14 protein-coding genes are annotated in these 19,171 nt (G+C 60.0%); 6 read left to right on the top strand and 8 right to left on the bottom strand.

Going from position 1 to position 19,171, the window contains the following annotated elements:
* Positions 1-189 precede the first annotated feature (189 nt).
* Positions 190-1,503 carry a DUF4038 domain-containing protein gene (locus DW823_RS02975; protein WP_118080309.1) on the bottom strand — a complete coding sequence of 438 codons (1,314 nt, stop codon included), beginning with the start codon at positions 1,501-1,503 and terminating at the stop codon, positions 190-192.
* A gap of 210 nt (positions 1,504-1,713) precedes the next feature.
* Complete coding sequence (locus DW823_RS02970; protein ID WP_055252140.1) at positions 1,714-3,141, bottom strand: PTS transporter subunit EIIC; 1,428 nt, start codon at positions 3,139-3,141, stop codon at positions 1,714-1,716.
* A 490-nt stretch (positions 3,142-3,631) separates the two neighbouring features.
* On the opposite strand from DW823_RS02970, the gene DW823_RS02965 reads away from it, so the two are divergent.
* The 6 genes from DW823_RS02965 (at position 3,632) to DW823_RS02940 (ending at position 11,297) form a co-directional block, all read left to right on the top strand.
* Positions 3,632-4,969, top strand: coding sequence for a prolyl oligopeptidase family serine peptidase (locus DW823_RS02965; protein ID WP_118080173.1), 1,338 nt, complete (start codon positions 3,632-3,634; stop codon positions 4,967-4,969).
* Between the two features lie 262 nt (positions 4,970-5,231).
* The gene (locus DW823_RS02960) at positions 5,232-6,743 is read left to right on the top strand and encodes a nucleoside hydrolase-like domain-containing protein (protein WP_118080171.1); all 1,512 of its coding nucleotides are present in this window, start codon (positions 5,232-5,234) and stop codon (positions 6,741-6,743) included.
* Positions 6,744-6,999: 256 nt separating this feature from the next.
* Entirely contained in the window at positions 7,000-7,737 is a 738-nt protein-coding gene (locus tag DW823_RS02955) for a DUF4428 domain-containing protein (protein WP_055252143.1), read from the top strand.
* A 24-nt stretch (positions 7,738-7,761) separates the two neighbouring features.
* The gene (locus DW823_RS02950; RefSeq protein ID WP_118080169.1) at positions 7,762-9,084 is read left to right on the top strand and encodes a hypothetical protein; all 1,323 of its coding nucleotides are present in this window, start codon (positions 7,762-7,764) and stop codon (positions 9,082-9,084) included.
* 48 nt (positions 9,085-9,132) lie between these two features.
* The gene (locus DW823_RS02945; protein ID WP_089573532.1) at positions 9,133-10,374 is read left to right on the top strand and encodes an SPFH domain-containing protein; all 1,242 of its coding nucleotides are present in this window, start codon (positions 9,133-9,135) and stop codon (positions 10,372-10,374) included.
* 80 nt (positions 10,375-10,454) lie between these two features.
* On the top strand, positions 10,455-11,297 hold the full coding sequence (locus tag DW823_RS02940; protein WP_099432494.1) for a hypothetical protein: 843 nt from the start codon (positions 10,455-10,457) through the stop codon (positions 11,295-11,297).
* A gap of 109 nt (positions 11,298-11,406) precedes the next feature.
* On the opposite strand, the gene DW823_RS02935 is transcribed toward DW823_RS02940, so the two are convergent.
* The 6 genes from DW823_RS02935 to DW823_RS02910 all read right to left on the bottom strand — a co-directional run bounded on the left by DW823_RS02935 (position 11,407) and on the right by DW823_RS02910 (position 19,162).
* On the bottom strand, positions 11,407-12,027 hold the full coding sequence (locus DW823_RS02935) for a response regulator transcription factor (RefSeq protein WP_117778716.1): 621 nt from the start codon (positions 12,025-12,027) through the stop codon (positions 11,407-11,409).
* Complete coding sequence (locus tag DW823_RS02930) at positions 12,024-13,517, bottom strand: sensor histidine kinase (protein ID WP_118080166.1); 1,494 nt, start codon at positions 13,515-13,517, stop codon at positions 12,024-12,026. Before DW823_RS02930 ends, DW823_RS02935 begins: the two co-directional genes overlap by 4 nt.
* Positions 13,518-13,519: 2 nt before the next feature.
* On the bottom strand, positions 13,520-15,319 hold the full coding sequence (locus DW823_RS02925) for a histidine kinase N-terminal 7TM domain-containing protein (protein WP_158567252.1): 1,800 nt from the start codon (positions 15,317-15,319) through the stop codon (positions 13,520-13,522).
* 305 nt (positions 15,320-15,624) lie between these two features.
* The gene (locus tag DW823_RS02920) at positions 15,625-17,055 is read right to left on the bottom strand and encodes a 6-phospho-beta-glucosidase (RefSeq protein WP_118080160.1); all 1,431 of its coding nucleotides are present in this window, start codon (positions 17,053-17,055) and stop codon (positions 15,625-15,627) included.
* 358 nt (positions 17,056-17,413) lie between these two features.
* Complete coding sequence (locus DW823_RS02915) at positions 17,414-18,058, bottom strand: DUF4867 family protein (RefSeq protein ID WP_117773695.1); 645 nt, start codon at positions 18,056-18,058, stop codon at positions 17,414-17,416.
* A gap of 123 nt (positions 18,059-18,181) precedes the next feature.
* Positions 18,182-19,162, bottom strand: coding sequence for an alpha/beta hydrolase (locus DW823_RS02910; protein WP_118080158.1), 981 nt, complete (start codon positions 19,160-19,162; stop codon positions 18,182-18,184).
* Positions 19,163-19,171 lie beyond the last annotated feature (9 nt).

Below are 19,171 nucleotides of genomic sequence, written 5' to 3'. Positions count from 1 at the left end.
CGCCCGAATCGTGGCGCGCGACCCATCAGGCGGTCAAAAAGTCCCGTCTCAAGTTAAACCACTCATTTAAGTACGTCCCCAATGAGTGCGGCGGAATGGCTCCCCTTGACAGCTTAAAGCCGTCATGCAGGAACCATTCCGTCGCAGCCTTATGAAAGGGACTGGGTTGTAAATGTTGGAGAAGAGCCGTTAGCGCCCAGGGGTCAGGATCACCAGGGCGTCGTGCTCAAAGGGATGCTGAGCCACGCGCACGGTGCCGTCACCGTTGTCGCGAACGGGCAGCTTGGCGATGCGCTTGTCTTCCATGTCGAGAACCGTCGCCGTCCAGCCACGCGCGCCGTCGAGCTTAAACTTGAGCGCCGTGGTGCGCGGCAGGTACGCGACGACACGATCGCCAACGCGCGCCACGCGGATGGCCTCGCGCGCGTCGTCGAGGAGCTCCTGCGCCGGAACCACAGCAAGCGCGTCATCGCCAGCCGAAGCGCCCAGGCCGGCAAGCACGTGCTCAATCGCGCCAAAGTCCCAAACGCCCGCAAACTGCAGACACTCCTGCCAGCGGAACGGCATATCGAAGCCCTCGCCCAACACCGAGCCCTGGCTCTTGCTAGTCTGCCAGTTCCAAACACCGTGCGCGCCATAGGTCACACCCGCGCTGGCACCGGCAAGAATCGACGACCATACGCTCGCGCGGCAATCCTGCGCGGTGAAGCGCCAGTACACATTGCGCGACGCACCCATCTGCTCGTAACAAGGCTCAGAGTTGACCATCGGCTTTTTGGGATAGTTGGCGATAAAGTCCTGCGGCAAGTGCCAAGCCTCGGGCTGGCCCTCGTAGTTGTGCCCGGGCTGGAACATATAAAAGTCCAGACGGTCCAGATACTGCGCCGGAATGGTGCGATTGCCGCGGTTGATATGCATGGTGCGCAGCGCCTCGGGCGCACGCTTGACGACCTCGTCGAGCGCGTCCTCGTAATAGGCAATCGCCTCGTCGCCGGCAAAATCGGTATCACCCGTCACCACGTAGACAGGATCGAACTCGCCCAGGTTCTCGACGACGCGGGCAACGTGGGCGCGAACCTCCTCACGCGGCATAATCTCGGCACCGCAACGCTCAGAGACCTTGGCACCCCAGGTACCGGGCACGTAATTGCACCACATGAGCACGAGCGCCGGACGAATGCCGTGCTCGACGGCAGCGCGACACATGGCGGCGGCACGATCCCAGTACGCTTGGTTGGGTCGGGACCAATCAAAATGCACGCCGTCCTCGCTGGCATAGGGCCAAATGCCCAGATCGGGGCAGCAGCGATCCCACTGCGGCAGCGTGTTGATCTGCAGCACGTTCATGCCCTGCTCGGCGCGACGGGTCAGATAGTAGTCCCAATCGGCCTCGGCAATGCTCGTAAACGCGCTCCAGCACGTATCGGCAAACCAAAAGAATGGCTTGCCCTCGCACAAAAAGCCGTCCTGGCGACCGTTGACGGTCAGCTTTCCCAAACTCATCTGCATGTCCTTTCGTTTGATAAAGGATTTGCGAACCGCCGGAAACTTTCGCGGTAACCCCGCGCGAAAGCCCCTGGCGCTTAGCAAGCCCCGGCGAGTAGGCGCCACGCGCCCCCAATCAGTCTACCTTGTAAGAAGGGCCCCGCCGGGCTTGCGCCTGACGGGGCCCTGTCGTGTAGGTAAGGTCGTATGTGACCGAATGGTTTGGCCTTAGGCCTCCATCTCGGCGAGCTCCTCCTTGGAGAAGCCAGTGGCAAAGACGACGGCTGCTGCGATGACAAAGGAGATTGCCATACCGACGATAGCCCAGACGGTGTTCATCTGTCCACCCTGCAGGTAGTTGGTGAAGACCAGGAAGTTGGAGGCACCGCCGGCCAGGTAGTAGGTAACACCCATGAGGCCGGAGAACACAGCGCCGATGGCACCGCCGATGAACATGCCGAGCATAGTGCGACGGAAGCGCATGAGGATACCGAAGAGCGCGGGCTCGGTGACGCCGCCGGCGATGGCGGAGATGACGTAACCGATGGCGAGAGACTTCTCGTCGGGGTTCTTCATCTTGAGGAAGGCACCGAAGGCGCAGCCCCAGACGGCGGCCATAGCGCAGTTGGTGGAAACGAAGACGAAGGGATCGTAGCCGGCAGCGATGATCTGAACCTGAGCGAGCAGGATGACGGGCATGTGCATGCCGCAGACCACGAAGAGCTGCCAGAAGGCGCCGAGGATGGCCATGACGATCAGGATGCCGATGCCGCCAAGGTCAGCAAGGCCGAAGAGGGCGTTGGCGATCAGCGTACCGATCTCGTTGCCGATCGGAGCGAGGACGATGAAGGCAATGGGGATCGTGACGATCATGGTGCAGAACGGCGTGAAGACCGTGGACAGCACGTCGGGCATGACCTTCTTAAAGAACTTCTCAACAAAGTACAGGACGGGCACCGAGAGAATGATCGGCAGGACGGACTGCTGGTAGTTGGCAGCGGCAATCTGGATGCCGTAGACGGAGATGATTCCGCCACCCTCCTGAGTCGCGACACTCACGACGGACGGGGCCATGAGAGCGCCGCCGAGGAGCATGCCCAGAACCGGAGAGGCGCCGAGCTTCTTAGCGGCGGCATAGCCCAGGTAGATGGGGATAAAGGTGAACGTGGCCTCGTACAGCGTGGTGTAGAGGAACGTATAGGTCGGATCGGTATCGGAGAGCACACCGAGCATGGTGGGGCCGAGGACGGCCGCGATGGTGCGGAACAGACCGCCAGCCATGAGCAGTGGGATGAGCTGGGTCATGGAGCCGGACAGATAGTCGAGGATGATGTTGGGCAGGTTCTTGAGCTCGAACTTCTCCTTGGGAGCATCGAGGTTCTCGTTGACGGCCTCACCCTGCTTGACGCCGGAGATGGCGACGAACTCGGCGAGCACCTTGGGCACGTTCTGGCCAATGATGACCTGGAGCTGGCTGCCGGCGAACTGGCAACCCAGAACACCCTTGACCTTCTTGATCTTCTCCACGTCGGCCTTGCTGTTATCCTTGAGCGTCAGACGCAGGCGCGTCATGCAGTTGGTGGCAACGGAAACATTCTCCGCGCCGCCCACGAGCTCGAGGACATCGGTGGCAATCTGCTTGTTATCTACTGCCATGGGACCCCTCCCCATATCTTCGTGTGCCAGCCCCCTTGGGCTTAGGCACGCCTTTGGCCCGGCGACTATAACCCCTTACGGTTGCCGGACCCTTGGATACGCTTTTGTAAACAAGGTGTTTACTGAACGTTTACAGGCTTTAGTTTACACGGAGCGCCTCATTTGTGGCAATTTTGCCGTCTGAAGTCCGGTGAACGGTAGGAAATCGGGGGTGAGCGTATTTAAATGGCAGAAGATGGTCTCTTTGGCCATCTATTCATATATAGCTCTTTACGTGGGCTTTTATTTTGATAAACACCTCGCTGACCTGTTACCTCATCAGCAGAAGCCCTGCTAGAAGTTAGTAAACATATGTTTAGTGGTTCATTGCGTGTTCAGTTTTGCCGTTTACCGAGTTTATCTGCTTGTTCTGCAATTCTGGATTAAACTAAACATGTTTATATTGTATTGCCGCTTATGTTTCGTGTTGGCGGCACAAGGGAGGCAGCTCATGGAACTCAAATCGTGTACCTACGCAACCGTCACCACCTTGGGCGACTTTGGCCCCTGGATCAGCAAGGTCGTACTCGACCTGCCCTGCACCGTGCGCGCCAACGATATCGACGCAAGCACCTTCCATATATATGTAGAGCGTCACGAGCGCACGGGCGAGGTCCTGATGCGCAAGGAGCGCGGCGCCGACCATGCCGCGCCCTCGGTGGGCTACATCGACGTTCTCCGCGCGTATCCGTGTGACGAGAACGGGCGCAAGCTCGCTGTGGGCACCCACGTGGCGCTCGAGGTCGCCGAGCAGCGCCTGACCAAGACCATCGAAGGCGGCGTCATGGGCTCGCGCATGCTCGATGACCAGCTGCGCATCACGCAGCTCACAGCTCTTCCCGGCAACGACGGCGACGATCCCACCTGCGGCCTGGTCTTCGACACCTGCCGTGGCGATATCTGTCCCGCGCTCAAAGGCTGGAGCAACGCCACGCAAAAGACCGCCGTCAACGGCATCGCGCTCGAATACGGCTTCTTTGAGCCCAGCTTTAAGGCCGAGGACTCAGCATGCTTCAACCCCTTTGCGCCCGAGGCAACGGTTGTGCCCCAAAAGGCCCCGCTCGTGGTGTATCTGCACGGCGCCGGCGAGGGCAAGGGCACCACGCAAGGCGAAGGCGCCACGCGTGCCTATATCGGCAACCGCGTCACAGCCATTAGCCAGGCGCAGATCCAGCGCTACTTTGGCGGCTTCGCCTGGGTGCTCGTGCCGCAGTCGCCCACGTTTTGGATGGACAACGGCGTCGAGCAGCTTGGTCACTCCAACCAGAGCACCTACTCCCCCGTGCTCAAGGCGCTTATCGACGAGTTCGTCGCCGAGCATGCCGACCGCATCGACACCGACCGCATCGTGGTCGCCGGCCTTTCCAACGGCGGCTTTATGACCCTGCGCCTGTGCGCCGACTACCCCGATTTTTTCGCCGCGGGCCTTCCCTGCTGCGCCCCGTGGTACAACGCCACGGACGAGGACGTGGCCGCGCTCGCCAAGACGCCGCTGTGGTTTACGCACTCCAAGGGCGACGAGCTTGTGTCACCGCAACAGACCGTGCTGCCGCTCACGGCGCGCCTGCGCGATGCCGGCGCCAACGTGCACCTCACCTACTTTAGCCATGTCGAGGACCTGACCGGCGTGTATCGCGAGGCCGACGGCTCGGCCAAGAAGACGTTCAACCACGGCGTGTGGATCCACCAATTCAACGACCTGTGTTATCAAGACTTCGACGGGGGCAACGTACTCATCGACGGCGAGCCGGTGGGCTGCTGGGAGTGGTCGGCCAGGGTCGACCGCTAAGCCCTCCCATCGCGGGGACCGGGGTTTAGTCTCGCAAACGTCCTCGGGCATGCATGGGCTGGCGCTTTGCGCTTCGCGCTGCGCCTGCCCATGCCCCCTGCGGAATGTTTGCAAGACTAAACCCCGGTCTCCGCTGCGTTGACGTTGCTGTGACCCTGGCCGGCCGCTTCTAGCGGGCCGCCGGGTCGGTGGCGATGGGGGCATGGGTCCTGTCTTGCCTTGCGCGTAACTGGCTGAATTGATTTTGATTGGAGCTGTTCCTATGTCCCAGAAGTTGACTCGGGTGATTGTTACCACTGATATGGAAGTCGATGATATGAACTCACTTGTTCATTTGGCTCTGTATCTCAACTTGCTTGATGTTCAGGCTGTGGTGTATACGGCTTCGCAGTATCACTTTCTTGGGGATGGGGTTCATACGCTCGGCGAGGTGAATTCGCATTGGCGGACCAAAGGGCGGCGCTCTTATGAGTGGGCTGTTGTGCCTCATGAGCCCGATCCGCTAGCCGGCGAGCTTCGTGAGTATCGGCCGTTTCCCGAGCATTGGATTGAGAGTCTCTGGAGTAATGAATATGCCCAGGCTTGGCCGCAGTTGCAGGCAAATGCGGACGCCGCCGGTGAACCGCCGTTTCCCACGCCTGCCCAGATGATCGAGCGTACGTTTGTGGGAAATGTTGCCTTTGAGGGTGATGTGACTGAGGAAACTGAGGGGTCTCGCGTAATTGCGCAGGCGATTCTGGATGATGATCCGCGTACGTTATGGTTGCTCAGCTGGGGTGGTATGAATACGATCGTTCGCGCCCTCATGAGTATTGCCGAGCGCTATCGCGCCACGCCCGAGTGGCCCGCCGTACAGCAGCGGGTCTATCAGAAGGTGCGCGTGATGGGCGTTGCCGATGGTGTGGGGCAGGATAACTCGTGGCTCGACCATGGGCGCAAGCTCTTTCCCGAGCTCATCTTTTGGCGTACGCCCTATATGTATGGCAACTATTTCGACGCCAAAACAGCTCAGCCCGATACGCTGCCGCTGTTTAAGGCTCCTTGGCCCGAGCAGAATCTCACGCAGGGCAACGGCCCCCTCATGGCGCGCTATATGTTCTATGGCGATGGTAAGGTCTACGAAAACGAGCCCGAGCGCTTTCAGTTTGGCAAGCATGCCCGTCTGGATTGGAGCCTGGACGGTATGCCCGCGGTGCAGTTTGAGCGCGGCGACTTTATGGCCGAAGGCGACAGCATGACCTATATTCCGCTGCTGCCGTTTGGCCTGCGCGGCATCGACGACCGCGACTTCGATACACTGCTGGGCCGCATGTTTCTTGATGGACACCCCGATGCGAGCGCGCCCGCCGGTTTTGCCGCCCTCGGCACGCCCGCAGACGACAATCTCAATCCCTACCTGCGCGCCTATCAGGAAGACTTTGCCGTCCGCGCGCAATGGTGCGCCCATGATCCGGCCATCTGCTCGCATCCGGCACATGTTGTCGAGGCCACGGCCGACCGCAGCGCCGCAGCCGGCGAGCGCGTCGCCCTTGCGGCAACCATCGTCGACCCCGACGACAAGGGCTTCGATGCACATTGGGATGTGGCCGTAGATCCATCGAGCTATGCAGGCGTCCAGGATTTGTCGATGTGGCAAGAATGCACGGTGGACACCGCTTTCATCGTGCCCGCCGACGCGCAGCCCGGTGACCGCTTCGTGCTCACCCTTACCGTGCAGACGCGCGCCGAGCGCCCCTGCACCCGCTACGCCCAGGTTGCCGTGACCGTGGCGTAGCAAGGGCAACGCCCACATTCGACAAAGAGTGTCCCCCAGGCGCCAAACGAGCGAGCGGGCACTCATTGGGGACGCACTTAAATGAGTAGTTTCACTCATTTAAGTGCGTCCCCAATGAGTACGTCCCCAATGAGTAGGAAAAATGGGCCATGTGTCCCAGTTGTGGAGACTCGTTGAGCCGTCTGGGTATCGTGAAAGATCGCGCACTCCCCCATCATCAAAAGTGACACACGCTACCAGTTGATGGGAGGCAGCCATGGGCTTCTTTGACAAGATGTTCGAGAAGAAAGAGTGCGCGATCTGCGGTACCGAGCTGGGACTTCTCGGCAAGACCAAAATCAACGAGGGCTACCTGTGCAAAGAGTGCGTCGGCAAGCTCTCCCCCTACTTTCACGGCTATCGCTCCAGCACCGCGGACGATATCCGCGAGCAGCTCGCCTACCGTGAGGCCAATGCCGAGCGCCTGGCGTCGTTCAATCCCACGCGCACGCTTTCTGCCGGGCGCACCAACATCATGCTCGACGAAGACGCGGGCCTGCTGATCATCACTTCGCAGAGCCGCTGGCGCGACGCCAATCCCGACATCATCGAGTTCTCGCAGGTACTCGGCTGCGATATGGATATCGACGAGCATCGCACCGAAATCTATCGCGAGACCAAGGACGGCGAGCGCGAGAGCTACAACCCGCCGCGCTACGACCTGGATTACGACTTTAATCTGACCATCCACGTCAACACGCCGTACTTTACCGAGATCAACCTGCGCGTGAACGACTCCACCATCGACCAGCGCGGTTCCATCGAGTACCGCGAGGCCAAGCGCCAGGCAACCGAGGTCCGCGACGCGCTGGTGCAGCTGCGCCAGGAGACGCGCGACAGCGTCGTGGCCGCCAAGGCCCCCAAGACCGCAGTCACCTGCCCCTTCTGCGGTGCGACCACCATTCCCGATGCCAGCGGGCGCTGCGAATACTGCGGCGGCGCTATCGGCGCATAGCACCCGGCACGGAAAGGACCGATCATGGCCTTCGAGAGCGTCAACTATCAGTGCCCCGCGTGTGGCGGCCCCCTTCACTTTACCAGTGCCGAGCAAAAGCTCGTCTGCGACTACTGCGACTCGCGTTTTGAAGTCGAAGAAGTCGAGGCCCTCTATCGCGAGCGCCAGGACAAGGCCGATGCCAAAGCCGATGCCGCAGCAGCAGCTCCCAAACCCGCTGTCGATGATGCCGTGCAGGAGCTGGCCCAAAACGCCGGCTACATCTGCTCGTCGTGCGGCGCCGAGCTCGTGTCCGATGGCACTGTCGCCGTTACCACCTGCCCGTACTGCGGCAACTCCGCCGTGGCACCCGGCCAGCTCTCGGGAGATTTCTCGCCCGATCTGGTGATCCCGTTTAAGCTCGGACGCGACGATGTCATGACCGCGCTCAAGGAACACTACAAGGGCAAGCTCCTACTGCCCAAGAGCTTTGTCACCGGCAACCACATCGACGAGGTCCAAGGCGTCTACGTACCGTTTTGGCTCTACGGCGCCCGCGTTAACGGCGAAGTGTACTTTGACGCGACCAACGAGACCGTAACCGAGGAATCCGACCGCACCGTCACGACCACCGACCACTACGATGCCTACCGTAAGGGCAATATCTCGTTTGAGCGCGTGCCCGTCGACGGATCGTCCAAGATGCCCGACGGCCACATGGATGCCATCGAGCCGTTTGACTACGACGCGCTGCGCCCGTTCTCGGTCGCCTATATGCCCGGCTACATCGCCAACCGCTATGACGAGGATTGCGAGACCTGCAAAGCGCGCGCCGAGCGTCGTATGGAAGAAAGTACGATCTCGGCCCTGCGCGAGACCGTCGTCGACGAATATGACGATGCCACAGTCGAAAGCAAGCAGCTCGACTACACCTGGGAAGACAGCAACTACGCCCTGTTCCCCGTGTGGATGCTTTCCACCTCGTGGAATGGCAAGAGCTACCTGTTTGCCATGAACGGCCAAACCGGCCGCATGGTCGGCGAGCTTCCCTGCTCCAAGCCCAAGCTCGCTATCGCCTCGGTGCTGTTCTTTGTGATCGGATTTGTTCTCTCCCAAATTCTCTTTATGGGCGGGAACGCCTTCGATCCGGACTACTTCGCCTTTGATGTCGAGGGCATCCTCATCAACATCGTCGCGCCGCTGATCATCGTGATTATCGGAGACGTGCTGCTGGTAGGCCAGCTCAAGACGGCCAACGAGGCCACCCACGCCGATGAGTATTGTGGCGAGCTCGACCTGACCGAGAAGCACGACACCTTCAGCCACACCGAGACCACCGTCGTCATGAAGGACGACAAGGACGATTAGCCATTCTGACCAATACCGCCCGGCCTTTGACGAGAAAGGAAGATCACCATGGGACTCTTGAAAGCTGGATTGGGTGCTGCCGGCGGCGTCATGGCCGACCAGTGGAAGGAATTTATCTATTGCGAATCGATGCCCGCTGATGTCTTGGCCTGCAAGGGCAGCAAGCGCACCGGCGGCCGTAGCTCCAACACGCGCGGCGAGGACAACGTCATCTCCAACGGCTCGGTCATCGCCGTCAACGACGGCCAGGGCATGCTCGTGGTGCAAAACGGCAAGATCATCGAGGTCGCGCTGGAGCCTGGCGAGTTTGTCTTTGACACCGGCAGCGAGCCGAGCGTCTTCAGTGGCAACCTGGGCGACTCCATCAAGGAGACGTTTGCCAACATCGGCAGCCGCTTTACCTTTGGCGGCGACGCGGGCAAAGACCAGCGCGTCTACTTCATCAACACCAAGGAGATCATTGGCAACAAGTACGGTACCGCCTCGCCCGTGCCCTTCCGCGTGGTCGATAACAACATTGGCCTGGATGTCGACATCTCCGTGCGCTGCAACGGCGAGTACTCGTACCGCATCACCAACCCGCTGCTGTTCTACACCAACGTGTGCGGCAACGTAACCGATAGCTATACGCGCGACAAGATCGACAGCCAGCTTAAGTCCGAGCTGCTCACCGCCCTGCAGCCCGCCTTTGCCAAGATCTCGGAGATGGGCATCCGCTACAGTGCCATCCCCGGCCACACCACCGAGCTCGCCCGCGCGCTCAACGAGGTCCTCTCGGCCGACTGGCGCGACCTGCGCGGCGTCGAGATCGTGAGCTTTGGCGTCAACTCCATCGCCGCCTCGCAAGAAGACGAGCAGATGATCAAGGACCTGCAGAAGGCCGCGGTCATGCGCGATCCCACCATGGCGGCAGCTAACATCGCCAGCGCCCAGAGCGATGCGATGCGAGCGGCAGCCGCCAACCCCAACGGCGCGATGGCCGGCTTTATGGGCATGGGCATGGCAGGCGGCATGGGCGGCATGAACGCCAGCCAGCTGTTCGCCGCCGGCCAGGCACAGCAGCAGGCCGCCCCGCAGCCGGCTCCGGCACCCGCCCCCGCACCGGCTCCTGCCGCTGCCCCCGCGGCCGGCACGTGGACTTGCAGCTGCGGTGCCACCAACACCGGCAAGTTCTGCTCCGAGTGCGGCAGTCCCGCACCCGCCCCGGCACCGGCCAAGTGGTTCTGCCCCAACTGCGGCAGCGAAAACGGCGGCAAGTTCTGCAGCAACTGCGGAACGCCCAGGCCCTAGCCCCTCTATCTGGTAATTGGCGGGGGATCCGCCACCCCCGCATTTGCTTCTATGGGTTTCGTTCGATAAAGGAGGACACCATGAAGACAACGTTCAAAAAGTCCGTACTCGCATTTCTGACATGCGTCCTTGCGCTCGCCTTTGCCCTGACGGGCTGCAGCGGCGGCGGCAAAGACCCCAAGGCCAACTTCGTCGGCAGCTGGGAACTCTCGGGTGGAACCCTGGAGGGCGAAGAACTGACCGATGAGTACATGAAGATGCTCGAGGATTGGGGTGTGCACTGCGTCCTGATTCTCGATGAGGACGGTACAGGCGCCCTCGACCTGTTCCTTGAAGTCGTCGACCTTAAATGGGAGGCAAAGGACGCCACCACCGTAACCATCACCGCCGAAGACGAGTCGCATGACATGAAGCTCAAGGACGGCAAGCTCATCCTCGAAGAGGATGACGGCAATCTTGTCTTTACCAAGTCCGACAAGGATCTGTCCGGCACGGTGAAGAAGGATCGCGAAGCGGCCGAGAAGGAAGAAGAGATCGACGAGGCCGTCGAAGACGACGACGTCCAGAAGATTGAAATCTCCCCCGCCGTCACCGTTGCCGATGACGACCTGTGCACCATCACCATCACCGAGAAGTTCAAGGACGAGTGGGGCGACATCGGTTTTGTCGTCAACATCACCAACAAGAGCGACAAGGACCTGACCTTCTACGCTCCTTCCGGCAAGACCAACGTCAACGGCACCATGAAGGAACCCTGGTTCTCGGCTCACCTGATGCCCGGCACCAACGCCACCGAGGAATTCACGTTCTCGAGCGGCGAGCTTGACAGCCTTGACGACCTGGTCAACACGACCATCGGCATCGACGCCTACCTGACCGATTCCTACGAGGACGTCGCCTCCTACAGCGCAACCATCGCGTAGCGGTAGACCACGACAGCCGCGGATTGGCGGACACATCCGCGCACACCAGACGGGGCCGCAGGAGTTGATCCTGCGGCCCCGTCGCTTTTATGCCGATGCGTAACGAGCGTTAGCGCTCCATGTTGGGAACGATGCTGCCCTCGGTCACCGCGCGCACGGCCAGGCGCATGATGTTGTCGTAGCCGGTCTTGTTGAGAATCTCCGAGATGCGGCGTTTGATGGTGCCCTCGCTCATAAACAGCTCGGCCGCAATCTCGCGGCGGCTTTTACCCTCGCAGGCAAGGCGCAAGATCGACAGCTCGACATCGTCGAGGGCCGCCGTGCCGGAGAAGATGCTCTCGGGCGGCTTGGGAAACGTGCAGTAACCCGCCAGCGTGGAGCGCATCACGGCGAATAGCTCGTCGATACCGACGTTCTTGTACACAAAGCTGTCGACGCCCGCCTCGCGCGCCTGGTCCACAAAGGTGATCTCGGGCATACCCGTCATGATGATGACGCGACACTCGGGCAGTTGTTCTTTGATGCGCGCCGCCGCCACGATGCCGTTGGAATCGTGCTCGGTGCACACATCCATCAGTATCATGTCCGGACGCTCCTTGAGCACAACGTCCAAGGCATCCGAGGCGTCGGCGATCGCGGCGATAACGGTCATGTCGGGCTGGTCGCCCACGGAACGCGCCAGGCTCTCGCGCAAGATAGCCTGGTCTTCGACGATTAACACGCGGATCATGAGCTTCTCCTTTGGACCGTGGCGTTGGAGGCGAGCGGGATGGACACTGCAAGCGTAAAGGGCGGGGCGGCGTGGACTTCCAGGCTGCCGCCCAGATTCTGTGCGACATGCCTCATACCAGGGATACCCGTTCCCTCGTGATACGATACGGGTGCAGGCGCGCCGTCGTTAGAAACGGTCATCCGCGCAACAGCACCGTCTTCCGACGTCTCCTGCCACAGGCGCACATGGACCTGATGGGCCTGCGCATGCTTGGTGGCATTGGTCGAGGCCTCGCGGATAATCTGCAGAAAGGCTGCAGCGACACGCACGTCCTCAGGCAGCGCGCCCTCAACATCGATCTGCACGCTCACCAGACCAAAGGCATGGACGATATCGCCCAGTTGCTCTGCCGGTTCGGCGTCGCCCCCGCTGCGCAGATCGGCAGCGATTGAGCGCAGCAGCGGGTCGATCTGCTCGAGTGACTCGTCATCCAGACGTCCCTCCTCCAGATAACGATGGAGGATGGACAGGCGCTGCCCGATCACGTCGTGCACGCGAGCGCGCATACGCAGATAGGCCGCATTGTCAGCAACTTTTTTGACCTCTTCGATCTGCGATTGAAGTTCTTGGCCCGCAAGCTCGAGCAGTCGGTTGGCGTGCGCCAGGCGGTCATGGGCATGTGCGTACTCCGTCACGTCCAAGCCGATGATGCGCTCCAAGGGGCGACCCGAAATCATAACGTCGTCGCACACAAACAGGCGAATCTCGGAGGGAGAAACCTCGACCACCGCGCGTGTCTCACCAAAGCGATCCAGGTCAATTCGAACGCGGTCTTTGCTGCTCTCGGGCATCTGGGCGCTGAGCTTTCGAAGGCCGTTCCATGTGCCGCTCATATCGTGCAAGTCGGTGGGCATGTGAAGCTCAGCGAGGTTTTTGCGCATGCAGCGGTTCATGAGCAACGGATGGCCCTTTGAATCCAGATACAGGATGCCGACGGGAATCACGTTGATGGTTTCGATCGTCGAGAACGCGGTGATATCCTCCTGGCGGTTACGGACGTCCATCAAGAGCGCCGCGATGGAACGGAACAGGAAGAACGCTCCCTCTGCGATAAGGACAACGGCCCACGCCGAGCCCATGGCAAAAACCACCGGCGGTGTCACGGCGGCAACAAGCAGCAGCTCGGCCAGCATGACGGGGCGACGATAGTGCACCATAAGCACTACGCCGTAGGCAAAGATCGCGGCATTGAGCCACAGCGCTCCGCCCATTGCCCTGGCGCAAACGTCAAGCGGCGCCACCAGATATGAGCCAGACGACGCGAACAAAATGACAGCCGAGATGACCAAGTGAAGCACAAGGCTCGCCTCGTAGGCGCAAATCACCTTACGGTTATAGGACGAGCGGCGCGATGCGATGAGCGGGACGTGGATCGTCTGTAGACACGCAGCCAGGGCAAAGACAACATCGAGCGCAACGATTTGGGGAAGGATGAGCGAAATCTGCATCGTTACTCACCCGCCCTCGGCATCAAGACGATCATGCGCAGCTGGCCGGGCTCGCCCTCAAGGCGGTATGCCACGTTGCGCCCTTGCAGAGCGCTTTCGAGCTCTTGCGCAGCGGGCGTCTGCGAAAGATCTTCATCATCGTTGGAAAAAAGCGTGGCGCGCAGCTCGACACTGCACCGGTCATGGTCACCCAAGTGATACATGAGCGCCGGGTGGTCGGTGGTGTAGGCAAAAAACGCAAAGTCATACACGCAGTCGTACAGGGCGCTTACCGTACTGGCGTGCATCGGGCGCCGTATGGCGATAATCGAGGCGCAATCGACATCGATGGTGCGCAGGTCGCTTGCGAGCTCGTTGGCAATGAGCTGAATGCGGTCGCGATCAAAGCCGCTCTCCCCGTGCTGCGCCAGCGTGAGCGACCCCTTGCGCTTGCAATAGGCGACGAGCATCTTGGCGCGCTGCAGCATGCGGTAACGCTCGTGAGAAGACGCTTCGTCGGTCAACGGCGGCAGCGAGCTCAGCAGGTCATACATCTCTTCGAGCGCGCGGGCGAGTGCCTGGTCCACGTCTTGGACCAGCAAGGTCTCGGCCTCTTGATCTGCCAGATGCGTCTTAAGATCGTAGTCGGCCGTGAGCAGCTCATTTTGGCGCTGCAGCTCCATGCGACGATGTGCCAGTTCACGGTTAAGCTCGTTGAGCTCCGACACGTCTTGGGCAAGCAGGGCCGATCCGCCCAGCAGTGGAAAGGCGCGATACATTACATCGGGATCGGACGCCACGGCAAAGGCATGGGCATGCCCGTGTTCCTGGGCCCGAAGCTCTTCGCACACGCCCGCCGGCATTGGCTTCGACACCGGTGTGGCATAGACTTCCTGCAGGTCGCGCGTTAGAACTTTGAGGTCGAGCGGCAAGGTGTCGAAAATGCCGGCGATGTCGTGATACGACGGAATGACACCGCAATCGAGACAGATTTCCATCGCCACCACGCACAGGACGCAATAGACGAGCGAAAAGTTGAGCCTCCATGCCCAGGGCACGCGCAGAGCATACGAGATGGCAAAGAATGCGCCACCCAGCAGTACGAGCGCCGCCGTGCCCGAGAAACGCTGGACGCGAAAGGACGAGGACCGACCAACCAGGATAAAAAAGGCCACAAAGTTAAAGGCCGTCCACAACAAGACAGCGAAATAACCCCAGCCGTACGTGTAATCATTGCTCCAGGTGTCGCTTGTACGGTCAAAGCGGAAGACCTGCTGGTGAAAATCGTTGGTGAGCACAAATCCGATAAGCAGGATGGCCACAATCCACAGCGCAGCGCAGTAGCGGCGACCCAGGCGGTGCTGTTCCACGCCCGCAAGGCGCAGGCCGCACAGCTGGTAGAGCAGCGGAATGAACGTCATGGGCACGTAGTACAGGTACCACAGCACGGTGGCATAGAACGGCGTGAACGACTTGTATTTGAGGATGACCTCGATCATCCAGAGGGCACAGATAGTGGCGACGGCAACAAGGCGGCGGCGCAACACATAGTCCAAACAGCGCAGGTACGCCAACACACCCCAAATTGAAAACGCAATTCCGGCTATGAGCAACGGGAGGGAGCTCGAATGAATGAGTCCGTCCACAACCTCTTTGGATACCTCACCATAGGCAGGCACGGTGTTGGAAAGCTTGGGGTCGGAGGCGAACAGCGCCGGCAAGACTGCCAAAAGCATGAGGAACAGCGCAGTGATGGCGCCAGCGATAGCGAAGACGCGGTAGCGGTATACACGATGCGTTATGCCAACAAGGAATCGCGGCATGGCGAAGAGCCTGCCGCCCCTGGGATCCGCCACGGGTGCGGATCGGGCGGCCGCGTGGCCGATATGTCGCTCGCAGGTACCCATAGTGCTTTTAGTGTACCGACAGGCGGGCCCAAAAAGCGGGCCACATGTCCCAAAATCCGCCGACGGCAAAGGGTGCCCCCAGCGATTAGCCGTTTAAGAACGTCCCCAATGAGTAGTTCTTAACTTCTTTTGCTTTCTTTCACTTCTTTTAACAAAACACCCGACGGGCATAAGCTGCTCGCCGGGTGTTTTGGTTAGGAAGCTGTGGTTGTTGGGAAAGCCTAGGCCAGGTCCTCGCCGTTCGTCTCGATGACGTGTTTGTACCAATCGAAGCTCTTCTTCTTGGAACGCTTGAGGGTGCCGTTGCCCGCATCATCGCGGTCGACATAGATAAAGCCATAGCGCTTGGACATCTCGCCCGTGCCGGCAGACACCAGGTCGATCGGGCCCCAGGTGGTGTAGCCCAGCAGGTCAACGCCGTCCTCGGTCACCGCATCGCGCATCGCGGCGATGTGCTGGCGCAGGTAGTCGATACGGTAGTCGTCGTTGATGGAGCCATCCTCCTCGACAACATCCTTGGCGCCCAGACCGTTCTCGACCACAAACAGCGGCTTCTGATAGCGGTCGTACAGGTCGTTGAGGGTGATGCGGAAGCCCAGCGGATCGATGGCCCAGCCCCACTGGCTCTCCTGCAGGTAGGGGTTCTTGGCGCCGGCGAAGGCGTTGCTCTGGGTGCGCTCGACATCAGGGTTATCGGCACCGGCGGAACAACGGGTGCTGTAATAGCTAAAGCTGATGAAGTCGACGGTGTTGGCGGCCAGGATCTCGCGGTCCTCGTCCGTCATGCCCACATCGATGCCCAGACGCTCGAGCTTCTTGACGGCATAGGCCGGGTAGTAACCGCGGCTCTGAACGTCGACAAAGAAATAGTTGCTCTGGTTGTCGAGCTGCGCCTGGCGCACATCGCCCGGACGGCAGCTGTAGGGGTAGTAGCTACCTGCGGCAAGCATGCAACCGATCTTGACCTCAGGGTCGATCTCGTGAGCGATCTTGGTTGCCCAGGCGCTGGCGACGAGCTCGTTGTGGGCGGCCAGGTACTCGACGGCCTCCTTGTTCTCGCCCTCCTCAAAGACCAGACCGGCACCCATAAACGGCAGGTGCAAGATCATATTGATCTCGTTGAAGGTAAGCCAGTACTTCACCAGGCCCTTGTAGCGGGTGAAGATCGTGGTCGCGAGGTTCTTGTAGAAGTCGATGAGCTTGCGGTTACGCCAGCCGCCGTACTCCTTGATAAGGTGGATCGGGCAGTCGAAGTGCGTGATGGTCACGAGCGGCTCGATGCCGTGCGCCTGACACTCGCGGAACACGTCCTCGTAGAAGGCCAGGCCGGCCTCGTTGGGCTCGGTCTCGTCACCGTTGGGGAAAATGCGGGTCCACGCCAGGCTCATGCGGAAGGTCTTAAAGCCCATCTCGGCAAAGAGGGCGATGTCCTCCTTGTAGTGGTGGTAGAAATCGATGCCGGTCTGCGCGGGATAGTAATAGCCGTCCTCGAAGTCGAGCATCTTGCGCTGGCCGGAGACCACCGCGTAGCGCTCGGGGCCGTGCGGGGCCACGTCCACGTTGGCCAGGCCGCGGCCATCCACGTCGTAAGCGCCCTCGCACTGGTTGGCAGCCGTCGCGCCGCCCCACAGGAAGTCTTTACGGAAAGCCATGCATCAATCCTTTCACACGCTGTTTGTCGTGGCTTCAGTATCCCCGTAAGCAGCGCGCTACTCAACGACAGCGGCGCAGGCCGACACTTCTTTTCGCACGCAGGCGCCCCGCAGCCGCCCTCGTCTGACACTTTTTGATACCTGCCCGCCCAAACCGCCAACCACCACAAAGGGGACAGGCACCTTTGTGGTGGTTTGGGCCCGGTTTGTCTCGATCTGTAACAGGTAGGCCGCCAAAACCGGGCCTGGTGTTACAGATCGAGATCTTTCGGGCACCCTCTACGATTTATCTCAATCTGTAACAGGTAGAGGCGATTTAACCCGCTAGATGTTACAGATCGAGACAAACAGGAAGCCCCTAGTCGCAGGTGATGTCGAGGTTTTTGCCGACGAGGCCCACGTAGCCGCCTTCGGCTGCCTTGGGGCTGTCGGCGTGGCAGAGGACCCACTTGTCGGCCTTCCAGTAGCAGTAGCTGTCACCGGCGGCAGGCATGTCGGCTGCAGCCTCGGGGCGCGGGCCATTGGTGCCCGCCGGCAGCGCCACCATCACCTGGAAGCCACCGTCGTCGACCATGCAGGGCGTGTAGTGGAGCGTGGTGTTGAAGACCTCAACGACCTTGCCCGCCGGCACGCGGAACGCCTTAACGCACGCGGTGTCAAGCTTGCCGTCCTCGATCTCCCAGCGATGCGCCACGAGCAGGATAAAGTCGCGGGCGCCCAGGTTAAACTCGCTGGCGCGGTGATACTCCAGGCAGTTGAGGCGTGTGTTGTGCCCGTTGCACCAGCCGAGCTGGAAGGGGCGGCCGCCGTACATGAGAAAGCCCAGCTTATCGGCATCCTTGACGCCCTCGAGCTCCGGCGCGCTTGCTACGTACTTACTGCCCTCGGGGATGGGCGTGGCAGAGAGCGCCTCGATGAGCGGAGCGGTCAGGTTGGACGGAACGTCGTTCCACACGCAGCCATAAGATTTGAACTCGTGATCTGATACAGAGTAGATATGCATGTTCGCTCCTGTTCGTTTATGTGACAGTACGAACATTCTAGAACATCATTCATCCACGACCACGTTCAATACCGAAAACATTGCATGACGAAATCACCCGCTCAAAAAGCGACATGCAGTTTCCTAGTCGAGACAATCTTTAAGAAACTCAATAACGCTCATACACCAGTAGTCGGTCTCCGGCGCATGGGGCTTCATCAATGCGTGCCCCCCTTCTGAATACATGACTCCCTCATGGTGTACTCCAGCTGCATCCAGAGCATCGACCATCTTTTCATAATTGTCGGGCGATACAATATCATCGTCAGCGCATTGCCAAAGATATGTCGGAGGATACTGCTCCCACACATGCTGATTAATACAGAAATCATCGAGCGAGTCGCGACCAGCCCCGCCGCACACCGAATCAAGAAATCTATTGTCTGATGCGTTCTCAAAGCCATGAAGATCAATCGGTGCATAACACAGGGCCAAGGCTTTTGGCGCCTCGCATCCGTAGGACGCAAATCCCTTGTTGTCCGTCCCCCACTCGGCAGTTAAATGCGCACCAGCAGAAAAGCCGATAACTGCATAACTTTTTGCGACATTAAATTTCGCTGAATTCTCCAGGACAAAACGGACGGCTCGATTTAAATCGTCGATTGGGCGCGGCATCAAAGGCTCGACCCTCACCCTGTATGACAGCACGAACACGTTATAGCCCGCATCGTTGAGCTCGGGGGCAACGGGAAAGCCTTCCACTTGATGACAAACGCTCTGATAACCTCCGCCCGAAACCGCAATGATAAAGGGAGCCCTGGGTCTCCCGGGAAAGAAGAACAGTTTCGTATTGCGCCGAGTCGGATCACGGATGCAGTCGGCTTCATCCCAAATATCGTAGGCAACCTGCCTCCCGTCATCCACGAGCTCGACAATTCGATTCAATCCACGCAAAACGCGAGCAGTTTCATATGGATTAGCATCAGAATTCATATGAGACACAATGGGTTTATTCCACATGCGCTCCCAAGTTGAAGGCCGGCAAAGCATAAGGTGCTCGCCAAAGCCAGCGAACTCAGGAAGGAGCGCGATTTCGCCAAACGTCATATCGGCAGTAATTGTCATAGCTAGTCA

The organism is Collinsella sp. AM34-10 (assembly GCF_003469185.1).
GTDB lineage: Bacteria > Actinomycetota > Coriobacteriia > Coriobacteriales > Coriobacteriaceae > Collinsella.
This window is presented reverse-complemented; position numbering and strand designations above follow the sequence as displayed.

What these genes read in the sequence shown, in the direction of transcription:
- DW823_RS02975 (WP_118080309.1), bottom strand. Translation starts at nt 1,503, where the DNA reads ATGAGTTTGGGAAAGCTGACCGTCAACGGTCGCCAGGACGGCTTTTTG.
- DW823_RS02970 (WP_055252140.1), bottom strand. Translation starts at nt 3,141, where the DNA reads ATGGCAGTAGATAACAAGCAGATTGCCACCGATGTCCTCGAGCTCGTG.
- DW823_RS02965 (WP_118080173.1), top strand. Translation starts at nt 3,632, where the DNA reads ATGGAACTCAAATCGTGTACCTACGCAACCGTCACCACCTTGGGCGAC.
- DW823_RS02960 (WP_118080171.1), top strand. Translation starts at nt 5,232, where the DNA reads ATGTCCCAGAAGTTGACTCGGGTGATTGTTACCACTGATATGGAAGTC.
- DW823_RS02955 (WP_055252143.1), top strand. Translation starts at nt 7,000, where the DNA reads ATGGGCTTCTTTGACAAGATGTTCGAGAAGAAAGAGTGCGCGATCTGC.
- DW823_RS02950 (WP_118080169.1), top strand. Translation starts at nt 7,762, where the DNA reads ATGGCCTTCGAGAGCGTCAACTATCAGTGCCCCGCGTGTGGCGGCCCC.
- DW823_RS02945 (WP_089573532.1), top strand. Translation starts at nt 9,133, where the DNA reads ATGGGACTCTTGAAAGCTGGATTGGGTGCTGCCGGCGGCGTCATGGCC.
- DW823_RS02940 (WP_099432494.1), top strand. Translation starts at nt 10,455, where the DNA reads ATGAAGACAACGTTCAAAAAGTCCGTACTCGCATTTCTGACATGCGTC.
- DW823_RS02935 (WP_117778716.1), bottom strand. Translation starts at nt 12,027, where the DNA reads ATGATCCGCGTGTTAATCGTCGAAGACCAGGCTATCTTGCGCGAGAGC.
- DW823_RS02930 (WP_118080166.1), bottom strand. Translation starts at nt 13,517, where the DNA reads ATGCAGATTTCGCTCATCCTTCCCCAAATCGTTGCGCTCGATGTTGTC.
- DW823_RS02925 (WP_158567252.1), bottom strand. Translation starts at nt 15,319, where the DNA reads ATGCCGCGATTCCTTGTTGGCATAACGCATCGTGTATACCGCTACCGC.
- DW823_RS02920 (WP_118080160.1), bottom strand. Translation starts at nt 17,055, where the DNA reads ATGGCTTTCCGTAAAGACTTCCTGTGGGGCGGCGCGACGGCTGCCAAC.
- DW823_RS02915 (WP_117773695.1), bottom strand. Translation starts at nt 18,058, where the DNA reads ATGCATATCTACTCTGTATCAGATCACGAGTTCAAATCTTATGGCTGC.
- DW823_RS02910 (WP_118080158.1), bottom strand. Translation starts at nt 19,162, where the DNA reads ATGACAATTACTGCCGATATGACGTTTGGCGAAATCGCGCTCCTTCCT.